The sequence below is a fragment of the Roseateles sp. GW821-FHT09G09 genome (assembly GCF_059415965.1).
Genome location: NZ_JBWKOG010000008.1, coordinates 173877 through 188657 on the forward strand (window position 1 = coordinate 173877; position 14781 = coordinate 188657).

14 protein-coding genes are annotated in these 14781 nt (G+C 68.8%); 12 read left to right on the plus strand and 2 right to left on the minus strand.

Going from position 1 to position 14781, the window contains the following annotated elements; all coding sequences use genetic code 11:
• Position 1: 1 nt before the first annotated feature.
• The gene (sctS, locus tag AC07O8_RS21765) at positions 2–271 is read left to right on the plus strand and encodes a type III secretion system export apparatus subunit SctS (RefSeq protein ID WP_297527022.1); all 270 of its coding nucleotides are present in this window, start codon (positions 2–4) and stop codon (positions 269–271) included.
• 148 nt (positions 272–419) lie between these two features.
• A complete protein-coding gene (locus tag AC07O8_RS21770; protein ID WP_495050019.1) occupies positions 420–1169 on the plus strand; it encodes a sigma-70 family RNA polymerase sigma factor in 750 nt (249 codons plus the stop codon).
• Positions 1170–1237: 68 nt separating this feature from the next.
• Here the strand turns inward: AC07O8_RS21770 and ubiB are convergent, their stop codons facing one another.
• Positions 1238–2791: a ubiquinone biosynthesis regulatory protein kinase UbiB gene (gene ubiB, locus AC07O8_RS21775; RefSeq protein ID WP_495050020.1), complete on the minus strand. Its 1554-nt coding sequence runs from the start codon at positions 2789–2791 to the stop codon at positions 1238–1240.
• 8 nt (positions 2792–2799) lie between these two features.
• Positions 2800–3333 (minus strand): hypothetical protein, encoded by a 534-nt coding sequence (locus AC07O8_RS21780; protein WP_495050021.1) that lies wholly within the window; start codon positions 3331–3333, stop codon positions 2800–2802.
• Between the two features lie 136 nt (positions 3334–3469).
• Between AC07O8_RS21780 and AC07O8_RS21785 the strand changes: the two genes are divergently transcribed.
• The 10 genes from AC07O8_RS21785 to wecB all read left to right on the plus strand — a co-directional run bounded on the left by AC07O8_RS21785 (position 3470) and on the right by wecB (position 14738).
• Positions 3470–4864, plus strand: coding sequence for an undecaprenyl-phosphate glucose phosphotransferase (locus AC07O8_RS21785; protein WP_495050022.1), 1395 nt, complete (start codon positions 3470–3472; stop codon positions 4862–4864).
• A gap of 22 nt (positions 4865–4886) precedes the next feature.
• Positions 4887–6059 carry a porin family protein gene (locus AC07O8_RS21790; protein ID WP_495050023.1) on the plus strand — a complete coding sequence of 391 codons (1173 nt, stop codon included), beginning with the start codon at positions 4887–4889 and terminating at the stop codon, positions 6057–6059.
• Positions 6060–6146: 87 nt separating this feature from the next.
• Positions 6147–7169 carry a UDP-glucose 4-epimerase GalE gene (gene galE, locus AC07O8_RS21795; protein WP_495050024.1) on the plus strand — a complete coding sequence of 341 codons (1023 nt, stop codon included), beginning with the start codon at positions 6147–6149 and terminating at the stop codon, positions 7167–7169.
• 156 nt (positions 7170–7325) lie between these two features.
• Positions 7326–8735, plus strand: coding sequence for a mannose-1-phosphate guanylyltransferase/mannose-6-phosphate isomerase (locus AC07O8_RS21800; RefSeq protein ID WP_495050139.1), 1410 nt, complete (start codon positions 7326–7328; stop codon positions 8733–8735).
• Positions 8736–8839: 104 nt separating this feature from the next.
• A complete protein-coding gene (locus AC07O8_RS21805; RefSeq protein WP_495050025.1) occupies positions 8840–10120 on the plus strand; it encodes a nucleotide sugar dehydrogenase in 1281 nt (426 codons plus the stop codon).
• Positions 10121–10180: 60 nt separating this feature from the next.
• Positions 10181–11239, plus strand: a complete 1059-nt coding sequence (gene rfbB, locus AC07O8_RS21810) for a dTDP-glucose 4,6-dehydratase (RefSeq protein ID WP_495050026.1) — start codon at positions 10181–10183, stop codon at positions 11237–11239.
• A 3-nt stretch (positions 11240–11242) separates the two neighbouring features.
• Positions 11243–12124: a dTDP-4-dehydrorhamnose reductase gene (rfbD, locus tag AC07O8_RS21815; RefSeq protein WP_495050027.1), complete on the plus strand. Its 882-nt coding sequence runs from the start codon at positions 11243–11245 to the stop codon at positions 12122–12124.
• Between the two features lie 13 nt (positions 12125–12137).
• Positions 12138–13028, plus strand: coding sequence for a glucose-1-phosphate thymidylyltransferase RfbA (gene rfbA, locus AC07O8_RS21820; RefSeq protein WP_495050028.1), 891 nt, complete (start codon positions 12138–12140; stop codon positions 13026–13028).
• Complete coding sequence (rfbC, locus tag AC07O8_RS21825) at positions 13028–13579, plus strand: dTDP-4-dehydrorhamnose 3,5-epimerase (protein WP_495050029.1); 552 nt, start codon at positions 13028–13030, stop codon at positions 13577–13579. Before rfbA ends, rfbC begins: the two co-directional genes overlap by 1 nt.
• 7 nt (positions 13580–13586) lie before the next feature.
• The gene (gene wecB, locus AC07O8_RS21830; protein WP_495050030.1) at positions 13587–14738 is read left to right on the plus strand and encodes a non-hydrolyzing UDP-N-acetylglucosamine 2-epimerase; all 1152 of its coding nucleotides are present in this window, start codon (positions 13587–13589) and stop codon (positions 14736–14738) included.
• Positions 14739–14781 lie beyond the last annotated feature (43 nt).

Sequence of the window (14781 nt, forward strand, 5' to 3'; positions counted from 1 at the left end):
CGTGATCGAAACCATCGCGTTCTTCCAGAAGGGCCTGCTCATGGTGATCTGGCTCTCGCTCCCGCCGCTGATCGTGGCCGTGGTGGCGGGCGTGCTGGTCTCGCTGGTGCAGACCGTCCTGTCCATGCAGGACCAGAGCATTCCCTTCGCCGTGAAGCTGCTGGCCGTCGGTCTCGTGCTGGCGATGACCGGCCGCTGGATGGCGCTGCAGCTGCTGGCGCTGGGCGACCAGGCCCTCGCGGCGCTGGCCACCTTCGGCGGTCGGCCATGAGCGCCGCCCCGCCCTCCTTTCCTGTCACGCGCCTGGCGCGGCGCGACCTCTCCTCTGTCCCAGGGAGCCCCCGGCTCCGGAATCACCCCGTCGGGCCTGCGCCCGTCACCGAGCCGAACGGGGACCCGGACCTACTTCGAGTCTGTCTATGAACCACTCCACCGATGCCAATGCCGACAACACGGATGCCGACCAGGCCGTCGAGTCGGTCGAACTGATCGAACGGGCCGATCCCGCGGACGCGGCCGACGCGGCCGAGCCGGCCGACCACCTCGACGCCGTCGAGGCCGTCGAAGCCGTCGAGGCCGTGGACCCGGAGCTCGTGCGTCAACGCCAGCAACTGGTGCTGACCCACATCGTCAAGATCGCGCGGGACTCGCGCAGCGATTCCAGCAAGCTCAAGCGCTTCCTGCGACGCTATGAGCGCTCGCCGGGCGAGCTCGACGACATCATCCAGGACGCCATGCTCGAGGCGACGCGCTGCGCCGACCGCTTCCAGGCGCGCTCGTCGGTGGAGACCTGGTTCTTCGGGATCGCCGCGAACGTGGCGCGCAATCACGTCGCGCGCTGCTCCAAGCGCAGCGGCCAGATGGAGAGCCTGGACGAGTCGCCGCACATGATGGACGCCGAATCGGCCCATCGCCCCCGCGACGCGTCGATGGACGTCAGTCAGCAGGTCGCCTACCGGCAGTTGGCCGGCATCGTGGACGTGACGCTGTCGGGGCTGTCCCCGGACCTGCGCGGCACCTTCGACCTGGCCTGCCTCCAGGAAGAGTCCTACCGCGATGTCGCCGAGATCCAGGCCATCCCGATCGGCACGGTGCGCTCGCGCGTGAACCGGGTCCGGACGCTGTTGCGCTCCCGACTGAAGCAGGGTTTCGCCGACTACGCGACCTGAAGGGTCCCGGCCGCCGCTCCCTGCGAGGGGCGGCGTCAACGCGCCCTCAACGCGCCCTCAACGCGCCGTCAGTCGATCCAGCGCAAGGCCAGCTGGGTCACCACCAGGGCGAGCATGAATCCGCCGACGCCCCACAGCAGTGCCTGCAGCAGGTGGTTGGTGCGGCGCTGCTCCACCAGCAGTTGACGCGTCAGGTCGGCGTGGCCGTCCTCGGCGCGCTGGCGCAGCACCTCGTGCATCAGCCGCGGGAACTCCGGCACCATCTGCGCGAAGCGCGGCGCCTCCTTCTTCAGCTGGCGCAGGAAGGCGCGCCAGCCGATCTGCTCGTCCATCCAGCGTTCGAGGAAGGGCTTGGCCGTGGCCCACAGGTCCAGCTCGGGATCGAGCTGCCTGCCCAATCCTTCAATGTTGAGCAGCGTTTTTTGCAGCAAAACCAGCTGCGGCTGGATCTCCACGTTGAATCTGCGGGAGATCTGGAACAGGCGCATCAACACCTGGCCCAGCGAGATGTCCTTGAGCGGCTTGTCGAAATGCGGCTCGCAGACGGTCCGCACCGCGCCCTCGAGTTCATCGACGCGCGTCTCGGGCGGCACCCAGCCGGACTCGATGTGCAACTCGGCCACGCGCTTGTAGTCGCGCCGGAAGAAGGCGATGAAGTTCTGCGCCAGGTAGTCCTTGTCGACCTCGGTCAGCGTGCCGATGATGCCGAAGTCCAGCGCGATGTAACGGCCGAAGGTCGGCGCCTCCAGGCTGACCTGGATGTTGCCGGGATGCATGTCGGCATGGAAGAAGCCGTCGCGGAAGACCTGCGTGAAGAAGATCGTCACGCCGTCGCGGGCCAGCTTCCTGATGTCGACGCCCGCCTCGCGCAAGCGCTCGAGCTGCGAGATCGGCACGCCGCGCATGCGCTCCATGACGATGACCTCGCTGCGGCAGAGCCCCCAGATCATCTCGGGGACCATCACCAGCTGCAGGTCCTGCATGTTGCGGCGCAGTTGCGCGGCGTTGGCAGCCTCGCGCACCAGGTCCAGCTCGTCGTGCAGGTAGGTGTTGAACTCGCCGACGACCTCGCGCGGCTTCAGCCGCCGGCCGTCGGCGGAGAAACGCTCCACCCAGCCCGCCAGCGTGCGCATCAGCGCCAGGTCGTCCTCGATGATGTCCAGCATGCCCGGCCGCAGCACCTTGACGGCGACTTCACGCCCGTCGTGCAGCGTCGCGAAGTGCACCTGCGCGATCGAGGCGCTGGCCACCGGCTCGGCGTCGAAGGTGGCGAACAGCTCCTCGATGCGGCGGCCGAAGGCGCGCTCGATCAGTTCACGCGAGAGCTCGGCGGGGAACGGCGGGACGTTGTCCTGCAGCCGCGACAGCTCCTCGATCATGTCGGGCGGGACCAGATCGCGGCGCGTGGACAGCAGCTGGCCGAACTTGACGAAGATCGGCCCCAGCCGTTCCAGCGCCAGCCGCAGGCGCATGCCGCGCGGCTGGTCCCAGGCGCGGCCGACCGTGATCAGCCGGCGCAGGAAGCGGAAGCGGCGACGCTTGAGCGTGGACAACGCCAGGTCGTCCAGCCCGTGTCGATAGAGGGTCCAGACGATGACCAGCAGGCGGGACAGGTACCTCATTCAGGACCTCATGCCCGGCCTTGGCCGTCGGGCATGAAGCGGCCCGCCGTGCGGGCCAGCGTGGCCATCGCCGCGGCCGCAGCCCTGCCGAAGCGGCCGAGCTGATGCGCCACGGCCGGGCCGGTGATGGCCGCCAGGTCGTCCTCGATGTCCCAGCGCACGTGGTCGATCAGCCAGTTGAAGTCGCCGGCCAGTTGCGCATCGCCCTGCACCCGCACGTCCGGACGCGCGCCCGACAGCGCCGCGAAGGCCGCGGCGGCGGGGTTGGACGCGTCCAGCTCGATGAGCAGGTCCGGTTCTTGCCTAGGGGCATCCTCGTCGTCCATCCGTTCCAGCAGACCGGCGGGGGTGATGCGCAGGCGCAGGTCCGGTGCCGCCGGCAGCATGGCCGGCCAACCGGCCAGCCGCAACCGCAATGTCTTGCCCGTGTGCGGGGCCAGGCGCGCGGTGGCGACGGGCTCGCGGGACATGACATGGTTGAGCAACAGCGTGATGCGATCCTGGACTGCGGGCGCGAGGAGCTTGGACCATTCTTGAAGCATGGGGCGGATTGTAGGCAGGCCGCGACCGCGGCCCGGCCACGTCGGAACCGGTGACAAGCTAGGGGCTCCCGTTACGAGTCCGCGAATCGAATTGAGCGAGAATTTCCGGCTCTGGCCGGGGAAGGACCACTGGGTGATGTTTGAGGACCGAAATTACAAGAGAACCTTCTACAGCGCGCCGCAGTCGGTCCAATCCTTCATCGCGGCCTTCCTGGAACCGACGCTGATCGTCCTGGTCTACCTGGTGTTGCTGGCCTGGTTCGGCGAGCCGGTCATGCGGTCCACCTACACGCTGTGCATGCTGGTGTTCGCGCTGACCTTCCCGGGGCGCAACCGCTTCGCGGACCACCCCGCGAGCGCCGTCACCGACATCGTCGGCTCCTGGCTGATGCTGCTGCTGATCCTGGGCATGTTCGCCTACGCGACCAGCAGCTTCCATTACTTCGAGCGCCCGGTGCTGATGTGGTGGGCCGCGGTCACGCCGCTGGCGCAGATCGCCGCGGTCGAGATCGGCCGGCGCGTGCTGCGCTGGCGCTCGCGCCAGCCGTGGATCCGGCGCACCGCGGTGATCGTCGGCGCGGGACCGCTGGGCGCGAAGGTCGCGCGGGCGCTGCAGTTCGGCACGGTCGGCGGCGCCGACTGCCTGGGCTTCTTCGAGGACCGCACCGACGACCGGCTGCATCCCGACTGCCTGGGCCGGGTGCTGGGCACGCTGCCCCAGCTCAGCGACTACGTCCGCACGCACGGCGTGCGCGAGGTCTACATCACGCTGCCGCTGGGCTCGCAGCCGCGCATCCTGCGCCTGCTGGAGCAGTTGCAGGGCACGACCGCCTCGCTGTTCTTCGTCCCCGACGTGTTCGGCATCAGCATCATCCAGGGCCGGCTGCAGGACGTGAACGGCGTGCCCGTGGTCGGCATCCTGGAGACCCCCTTCACCGGCGTGAACGAGGTCGTCAAGCGGATCAGCGACATCATCCTGGCCTCGCTGATCCTGGTGCTGATCTCGCCGATCCTGCTCATCCTGGCGATCGGCGTGAAGATGAGCTCGCCCGGGCCGGTGATCTTCCGCCAGCGCCGCAACGGCCTGGACGGCGAGGAGATCATGGTCTACAAGTTCCGCTCGATGCGCGCGATGGACAACGGCACCGTCGTGAAGCAGGCGACCAAGGGCGATCCGCGCATCACGCCCTTCGGCGCCTTCATCCGCCGGACCTCGCTGGACGAGCTGCCGCAGTTCATCAACGTGCTGCAGGGCCGCATGAGCATCGTCGGGCCGCGCCCGCACGCGGTCGCGCACAACGAGGAATACCGCCAGATCATCAAGGCCTACATGGTGCGCCACAAGGTCAAGCCGGGCATCACCGGCTGGGCGCAGGTCAACGGCCTGCGCGGCGAGACCGACACCGTGGACAAGATGAAGGCGCGCGTGGAATACGATCTTGAATACCTGCGCAACTGGTCGCTGGGGCTGGATCTCCAGATCATCGTTCGGACCGTCCGGCTGGTGCTGTTCGATCGCCATGCCTATTGACGACAAGAAGGGGACCCCCTCGATGAAGCGACTCCACCGCCTGCCGTTGCCGTTCGTGCTGCTGGCCTCCGCGACCCTGGCCGCGCCCTGCCGGGCGCAGAGCGACGTCGGCAGCCCCTGGTACGTCGGCGGCTCGCTGGGCCATTACTACACCAGCAACGTGTTCCGTTCCGCCGCCGGCGAGAACAGCGACCGCCTGACCTCGATCAGCCTGCTGGGCGGCGTCGACCAGCGCCTGGGCCGCCAGCGCGTCTACGGCAACCTGCGGCTCAACGACACCCGCTACAACGACAACAGCCGGCTCAACAACAACGGCTACGACCTGGGCACCGGCGTCAACTGGGAGACCGTGGGCAACCTGTCGGGCACGCTGGAGTACACCCGCAAGCGCACGCTGGCCGACTTCAACAGCACCACCGCCGTCGCGCCCACGACCGAGAAGAACCTGCAGACCGACCAGAGCGCCACCGCGATCGCGCGGCTGGGCCTGCCGACGCTGAGCTCGTACTCGATCGAGGCCTCCTGGATCCACCGCGCGCGGGACTATTCGCTGGCGGTCTTCGACACGCAGGAATTCCGCCAGGACGCGCAGTCGCTGGGCCTGCTCTACAACGCCAGCAGCGCATGGCGCTTCGGCGTCGCGGGCCGCTACACCAAGGGCAAGGTGCCGTTCAACGGCTTCGAGTACGACCGCAAGGACATCGACCTCACCGCGCTGTGGCGCGCCACCGGCTCCAGCAACCTGAACGCGCGCATCAGCCGCAGCACGTCCGACAGCTTCAGCGGCGTCACCGGCGCGCTGAACTGGGAATGGCGCCCGGGCGGCCGCTGGTCGATGAGCACGCAGTTCTCGCGCGACACCGGCATCGAGACCTACTACCAGGGCATCACCAACGGCGTGTCCGACTTCAACCGCGTGCAGACGGCGGTGCAGACGCAGTTCAACTACCAGCTCACCGGCAAGGTCACGGCGCAGCTGGGCGCGGGCTACACCCGCATGAACCGCCACGACGACCAGTTCGGCACCAGCTACAAGGACAACACCAAGCAGTACAGCCTGGGCCTGGCCTGGCAGGCGCTGCGCAACGTCACCGTGGGCTGCCAGTACAGCCACCAGAGCCGCGACACCACCAACGTGCTCTACGCCTACGACGCCTACACCGCCGGCTGCTACGTGCAGGGGATGCTGCGCTGACGCGCCCCCCGCCCGGCGCATACTGACCGCCCCACCCTCCGATCCATCGCCACCTTCCCGCACGCGACCCGCGCGAGCCCCGACTCCATGGCCAACGAGACCATCCTGCTGACCGGCGCGACCGGCTACATCGCCTCCCACACCTGGCTCGCGCTGCAGGCGGCGGGGTATCGCGTGGTCGGCGTGGACAACTTCAGCAACAGCTCGCCGAAGGTGCTGGAGCGCCTGACCGAGCTCAGCGGCCAGACGCCGCTGTTCGAGAAGCTCGACGTCTGCGACGGCGCCGCGCTGGACGCGGTCTTCAGCGAGTACCAGCCCGCGGCCGTGGTCCACTTCGCCGCGTACAAGGCGGTCGGCGAATCCACGACCAAGCCGCTGAGCTACTACCGCAACAACCTCGACGGCCTGTTGACCGTGTGCGAGACGATGCGGCGCCACGAGTGCAAGCGCATCGTCTTCTCGTCCAGCGCGACCGTCTACGGCCAGCCGAAGACGCTGCCGCTGCGCGAGGACGCGGACCTGATGGCCGTGAACCCCTACGGCGCGACCAAGCTGATCGGCGAAGGCATCCTGCGCGACCTGGGCGCGTCGGATCCGCGCTGGCAGACCGCCTGCCTGCGTTACTTCAACCCGGTCGGGGCCCATGAGAGCGGCCGCATCGGCGAGGATCCGCGCGGCATCCCCAACAACCTGATGCCCTACGTGACGCAGGTGGCCGTGGGCCGACGCGCGAAGCTGTCGGTCTTCGGCGACGACTACGACACCCCCGACGGCACCGGCGTGCGCGACTACATCCACGTCGTCGACCTGGCCGAGGGCCATGTGGCGGCGCTGGACTTCCTGCTGCGCGGCGACGAGTCGATCTGGGTCAACCTCGGCACCGGCCGCGGCTACAGCGTGCTGGAGCTGGTCGACGCCTTCGCCGCCGCCAGCGGCCGCGAGATCCCCTACGAGATCGTCGCCCGCCGCCCCGGCGACGTCGCCGCCTGCTACGCCGATCCGGCGCTGGCGCGCGACAAGCTCGGCTGGACCGCGCGCTTCGACCTGCAGCGCATGTGCGAGGACAGCTGGCGCTGGCAGTCGGCCAATCCCAATGGCTTCGACGGCTGAGCGGTCGCCGCGGTCGCCGCGGTCGCCGCGGTCGCGACAGCCTCCGCGACAATCCGATTTCCAATTCAACTGGCGCGGCCCGACCCGGCTGCGCGACTGGCAGGGAGCAGTAACTTGAGCAAGACCTCGAACAAGATCGATGTGCAACCGGTGATCATGGCCGGCGGCAGCGGCACGCGGCTGTGGCCGCTTTCGCGCGCCGGCTATCCGAAGCAGTTCCTCGTGCTGAGCGGCAACAACAGCCTGTTCCAGCAGGCCGCCGAGCGCCTGGCCGCGTTGTCCGCCGAGGACATCGCGGTGAACGCGCCCATCGTCGTCGGCAACGAGGAGCACCGCTTCATGGTGCTGGACCAGCTGCGCGAACAGAAGCTCGCCCCCGGCGCCGTGGTGCTGGAGCCGGTCGGCCGCAACACCGCGCCGGCCATCACGCTGGCGGCGCTGCAGGCGCTCGAAGGCGGCGAGGACCCGGTGCTCGTCGTCACCCCGGCGGACCAGACCGTCACCGACAGCCCGGCCTTCACCGCCGCGTTGCAGGACGCCGTGCGTCAGGCGCGGGACGGCGCGATCGTGATCCTGGGCATCACGCCCGACCGGCCGGAGATCGGCTACGGCTACATCCGCGCCGGCGCCGAAGGCGCGGGCCTGCGTGTCGAGGCCTTCGTCGAGAAGCCCGACGCCGCGACCGCCCAGAAGTACCTCGACCAGGGCGGCTATTACTGGAACAGCGGCATGTTCGTGCTGCGCGCCAGCGTCTGGCTGCAGGCCTTGCAGCAGTTCCGGCCCGACATCGCCCAGGCCACGCGGATCGCCTTCGAAGGCAAGGCCGTGGACGGCGCCTTCGTGCGGCCGGCCAAGGAGGCCTTCGCGGCCGTGCCGTCGGAGTCGATCGACTACGCCGTGATGGAGCGCTGCCCCGGCAGCGCGATCTCGCTGCGCATGGTGCCGCTGGACGCCGGCTGGAACGATCTCGGCGCCTGGGAAGCGGTCTGGCAGGTCGCCGACAAGGATGAATCCGGCAACGCCAGCCGCGGCGACGCGATCATCGCGGACAGCCGCAACACGCTGGTCCACGCGACCAGCCGGCTGGTGTCGGCGGTGGGGCTGGACAACATCGTCGTCGTCGAGACGCCGGACGCGGTGCTGGTCGCCGACCGCAGCAAGAGCCAGGACGTCAAGAAGATCGTCAACCAGCTGACGGCCTCGCAGCGCGACGAGCAGAACCTGCACCGCAAGGTGCACCGCCCCTGGGGCTGGTACGACAGCATCGACATGGGCGAGCGCTTCCAGGTCAAGCGCATCATGGTCAAGCCCGGCGCCTCGCTGAGCCTGCAGATGCACCACCACCGCGCCGAGCACTGGATCGTCGTGCAGGGCACGGCCGAGATCGTCAACGGCGACAAGACGCTGCTGCTGACCGAGAACCAGTCGACCTACATCCCGCTGGGTCAGGTGCACCGCCTGTCCAACCCGGGCAAGGTGCCGCTGGAGATCATCGAGGTGCAGTCCGGCTCCTACCTGGGCGAGGACGACATCGTCCGCTACCAGGACACCTACGGCCGGAACTGACCACGGACCGCTGACCCTCACCCGGGGGGACGATGGCGGCGGCGACACGAAAGTCGGATGAAACTCGGATACAAAGCCGTCCTCGGAAAGAATTGGAGAAGACTGTGTCCGTGATCGCCGTCGTCGGGTTGGGGTATGTGGGACTGCCGCTGGTGGTCGAGTTCGGCAAGCACGGACGCACGATCGGCTTCGACATCGCCGTCGACAAGGTCGCCAAGTGCCGTGCCGGCACCGATCCGTCGCGCGAGCTGACCGACGCGGAAGTCCAGGCGGCCGTCCACGCCGAGTACCACAGCGACCCGGCCTGCCTGGCCGAGGCCGACGTCATCATCGTCGCCGTGCCGACGCCGGTGGACCAGGCCCACATCCCCGATTTCAGGCCGCTGGTGGGTTCGTCGACCAGCGTCGGGCGCCACATGAAGCGCGGCGCGGTCGTCGTCTACGAATCGACCGTGTACCCCGGCGCGACCGAGGAGGTCTGCATCCCGGTGCTGGAACGGGAGTCCGGCCTGAAGTGGAAGCAGGACTTCTTCGTCGGCTACAGCCCGGAGCGCATCAACCCGGGCGACAAGGAACACACGCTGACGAAGATCCTCAAGATCGTCTCCGGCGACACGCCCGAGACGCTGGACATCGTCGCGAAGACCTACGAGAAGATCATCGTGCCCGGCGTGCACCGGGCGTCCAGCATCAAGACGGCCGAGGCGGCCAAGGTCATCGAGAACACCCAGCGCGACCTCAACATCGCGCTGATGAACGAGCTGGCGATCATCTTCGAGCGCATCGGCCTGGACACCTCCGAGGTGCTGGAAGCCGCGGGCACGAAGTGGAACTTCCTGAAGTTCAAGCCGGGCCTGGTCGGCGGCCACTGCATCGGCGTGGACCCGTACTACCTGACCCACAAGGCCGACATGCTCGGCTACCACCCGCAGGTGATCCTGGCGGGCCGCCGCATCAACGACGGCATGGGCAAGTTCATCGCCGAGCAGACCATCAAGCAGATGATTGCCGCCGGCTCGCATGTCAAGGGCGCCAAGGTCAACGTGCTGGGACTGACCTTCAAGGAGGACTGCGGCGACCTGCGCAACTCCAAGGTGATCGACATCATCCATGAGCTGCAGAGCTACGGCGTGGAAGTCTTCGTGACCGACCCCGCCGCCGAGGCCGACGAGGCCATGCACGAATACGGCGTGCGACTGCACGCCTATGACGACCTGCCGCGCGCCGACGCCATCGTCGCGGCCGTCGCCCACCGCGAATACAAGGCGCTGAGCGCCGGCGAACTCGCCACCAAGCTCGTCGACGGCGGGGTCTTCATCGACGTGAAGGCCGCATTTGACGGCGACAATCTGCGCGCCGCCGGCCTGAGGGTCTGGCGCTTGTAATCCGAACGACGCCGCAGCCTCCGACAGGGGCGTGGCGTCATCACGTTTCAGGGAAGTTCCATGACGATCCTCGTCACCGGCGGCGCCGGTTTCATCGGCAGCAATTTCGTGCTCGACTGGTTCAAGTCCTCGGACGAACCGGTGGTCAACCTCGACGCGCTCACCTACGCGGGCAACCTCGAGAACCTCGCTTCGCTGAAGGACGACCCGCGTCACGTCTTCGTCCAGGGCGACATCTGCGATCGCGCGCTCATCGACCAGCTGCTGAGCACGCACCGGCCGCGCGCGATCGTGCACTTCGCCGCCGAGTCGCACGTCGACCGCTCCATCCACGGTCCCGGCGCGTTCATGCGCACCAACGTCGAGGGCACCTTCACGCTGCTCGAGGCGGCGCGCGCGTTCTGGTCCGCGCTCGAAGGCGACGCCAAGGCGGCCTTCCGCTTCCACCACGTCTCGACCGACGAGGTCTACGGCTCGCTGAAGGCCGAGGACCCGCCCTTCGCCGAGACGAACACGTACGAACCCAACAGCCCGTATTCGGCCTCCAAGGCGGCCAGCGACCACCTGGTCCGCGCCTGGCACCACACCTACGGCCTGCCGGTGGTCACGACCAACTGCAGCAACAACTACGGCCCGTACCACTTCCCCGAGAAGCTGATCCCGCTGATGATCGTCAACGCGCTGGCCGGCAAGCCGCTGCCCGTGTACGGCGACGGCCAGCAGATCCGCGACTGGCTCTACGTCACCGACCACTGCTCGGGCATCCGCGCGGTACTGGCCGGTGGCACGCTGGGCGAGACCTACAACATCGGCGGCTGGAACGAGCAGGCCAACATCGACATCGTGAAGACGGTGTGCGCGCTGCTCGACGAGCTGCGCCCCGACCCGGCCGGCCCCTATGCCCGCCTGATCACCTACGTCAAGGACCGCCCCGGCCACGACCGCCGCTACGCGATCGACGCCCGCAAGATCGAACGCGACCTGGGCTGGCGTCCCGCCGAGACCTTCGAGACGGGCATCCGCAAGACGGTGCAGTGGTACCTCGCCAACGAGGAATGGTCCGCGCGCGTGCTCTCGGGCGCGTACCGCGAGTGGGTCTCCAAGCAGTACGGCGGCTGAGCGATGAAAGTTCTTCTGCTCGGCAGGAACGGCCAGTTGGGCTGGGAGCTGCAACGCGCCCTCGCCCCGCTGGGTGAACTGATCGCGCTGGATCGCAGCGAAGGCGGCGACCTCGGCGACAGCGACACGCTGCGCGCCACCGTGCGCCGCGTCGCGCCGGACGTCATCGTGAATGCCGCGGCCTACACCGCCGTCGACAAGGCCGAGAGCGAGCCCGACGCCGCCCGCCAGATCAACGCGACCGCCGTCGGCGTGCTGGCCGAGGAAACCAAGGCCCTGGGCGCGCTGCTGGTGCATTACTCGACCGACTACGTCTTCGACGGCGCCGGCACGGACTGGCGCTTCGAGGATGCGCCCACCGGTCCGCTGAGCGCCTACGGCAAGACCAAGCTCGAAGGCGAGCAACTGATCGCCGCGGCCGGCGCGGACGCGCTGGTGCTGCGCACGAGCTGGGTCTACGCGGCGCGCGGCGGCAACTTCGCCAAGACCATGCTGCGGCTGGCCACGGAGCGCGACCAGCTGAAGGTCGTCGCCGATCAGATCGGCGCGCCCACCGGCGCCGACCTGCTGGCCGACATCACCGCGCACCTGATCCGCGCGACGCTCAAGGACCGCGCCCTGTGCGGCACCTACCACGCGGTCGCCAGCGGCGAGACCAGCTGGCACCAGTACGCCAGGCACGTGCTGACGCGCGCGCGGGACAAGGGCGCGACGCTGAAGGTCCAGCCCGAGCAGGTCGAGGCCCTGGCCAGCAGCGCCTACCCGACGCCGGCCCCGCGACCGCTGAACTCGCGCCTGGACAACCACAAGCTGCAGGACCGTTTCGGCCTGGTGCTGCCGCACTGGCAGACCGGCGTGGACCGGCTGCTGGACGAGATCCTCTGATCGGAGACCCCTGATGAGCAACGACACCCGCAAGGGCATCATCCTGGCCGGCGGCTCCGGCACGAGGCTGCATCCGGCGACCCTGGCGATCAGCAAGCAGCTGCTGCCGGTCTACGACAAGCCGATGGTCTATTACCCGCTCAGCACGCTGATGCTGGCCGGCATGCGCGACATCCTGCTGATCAGCACGCCGCAGGACCTGCCGCGCTTCGAGGCGCTGCTGGGCGACGGCTCGCGCTGGGGCATCAACCTGCAGTACCGCGTGCAGCCCAGCCCCGACGGCCTGGCGCAGGCCTTCATCCTGGGCAAGGACTTCATCGGCGGCGCGCCGAGCGCGCTGGTGCTGGGCGACAACATCTTCTACGGCCACGACTTCGCCGGCCTGCTGGGCAGCGCCGACGTGCAGACCGACGGCGCCACCGTCTTCGCGTATCACGTGCACGACCCGGAGCGCTACGGCGTGGTCGAGTTCGACGCCGACAAGCGCGCCGTGAGCATCGAGGAGAAGCCCATGGCGCCCAAGAGCAACTACGCGGTCACCGGCCTGTACTTCTACGACCGCCAGGTCTGCGACATCGCCGCCGACATCCAGCCCAGCCCGCGCGGCGAGCTCGAGATCACCGACGTCAACGCGCGCTACCTCGCGCAGCAGCAACTGCGCGTCGAGATCATGGGCCGAGGCTACGCGTGGCTGGACACCGGCACGCACGACAGCCTGATGGAGGCCGGCCAGTTCATCGCGACGCTGGAGAAGCGCCAGGGCCTGAAGGTGGCCTGCCCGGAGGAGATCGCCTTCCGCAAGGGCTGGATCACGGCCGAGCAGCTCGAGAAGCTCGCGCAGCCGATGCTCAAGAACGGTTACGGGCAATACCTGAAGCAGGTGCTCAACGAGAAGGTGTTCTGATGAACGTGATCCCCACCGCGCTGCCGGAAGTGCTGATCATCGAACCGAAGGTGTTCGGCGACGCGCGCGGCTTCTTCATGGAAAGCTGGACCGAGCCGAAGTTCAATGCGGCGGCCGGGTACGACGTGCGCTTCGTGCAGGACAACCATTCGCGCTCCAGCCAGGGCGTGCTGCGCGGCCTGCACTTCCAGCTGTCGCCGCATGCGCAGGGCAAGCTGGTGCGCTGCACGGCGGGCGCGGTGTTCGACGTCGCCGTGGACATGCGCCGGTCCAGCGCCAACTTCGGCAAGTGGGTCGGCGTCGAGCTGACCGGCGAGAACCATCGCCAGCTGTGGATCCCGCCGGGCTTCGCGCACGGCTTCCTGGTGCTGAGCGAGACGGCGGACTTCCTCTACAAGACCACCGACCTCTACGCGCCGCAGGCCGAGGGCTCGGTGCGCTGGGACGATCCGGCGATCGGCATCGACTGGCCGACGCTGCCCGTCGAATTCAAGCTCGCCGAGAAGGACGCGAAGGCGCCGCTGCTCGCGGACGCCAAGTCCTTCGCGTGAATCGCCGATGGCCGCGCCGCTGCTGCATCTGATCGCGGGCGCGCGGCCCAACTTCATGAAGCTCGCGCCGCTGGTGCGGGCGCTGCGGGCCGACGGCCGGCTCGCGTGGAAGCTGATCCACACCGGGCAGCACCATGACGCCGCGATGAGCGGCGTGTTCTTCGACGAGCTCGGCCTGCCGCCACCCGACGTTTCGCTGGACTGCCACGGCGGCGGTCATGCGCAGTTGACCGCGCGGATCATGCAGGCCTACGAGCCGCAGGTGATCGCGGACCGGCCGGCGGCCTGCGTCGTCGTCGGCGACGTCGATTCCACGCTGGCCTGCGCGCTGACGGCCCGCAAGCTCGGCGTGCCGGTGGCGCATGTCGAGGCCGGCCTGCGCAGCGGCGACATGACCATGCCCGAAGAGATCAACCGCCGCGCCACCGACGCGATCGCGGACTGGCTCTTCACGACCGAACCGAGCGCCGCGGCGCATCTGCGCCGTGAAGGTCATCCGGACACGCGCATCGCCGAGGTCGGCCATGTGATGGTGGACAACCTGCTGTTCCAGCTGCAGCGGCTAGACGCCGGCGATGCCGACGCACTCGCCGCCGACGCGGCGGCCCAGGCGGCGCTCGAGGCCGCCGGCGCCCACGGTGCGACCGCGGGTCGCTTCGGCGTGGTCACGCTGCATCGCCCGGCCAACGTGGACGATCCGGCGCAGCTTGCCGCGCTGATGGACGCGCTGGGCACCGTGGCGTCGCGGTTGCCGTTGCTGTTCCCGGTGCATCCGCGCACGCGCGCCCGGCTGGAAGCGCTCAACCTGACGCCCGCGCCGGGTCTTCACCTGCTGCCGCCCCTGCCCTACCGCCCGTTCCTGGCCTTGTGGCGCCGCGCCGCGCTGGTCCTCACCGACAGCGGCGGCCTGCAGGAGGAAACCACCGCGCTGGGCATCCCCTGCCTCACGCTGCGCGACAACACCGAACGCCCCGTCACGGTCGACCTGGGCACCAACCAGATCGCGGGCACCGATCCGGCGCAGGTTCTGGTCTTGGCGCTGCGACGACTCGATGCGATCGAAGGCCAGTCGCGCGTCGAAGTTCGCCAACCCCCTCTCTGGGACGGCCAAGCGGCCACGCGCATCGTCGGGCGGCTCGCCAACGACCTGCTTCGCTGAGTCACCGCCCTCGACCGTCTTCCTCAGCGCGGGCACCTGGCGG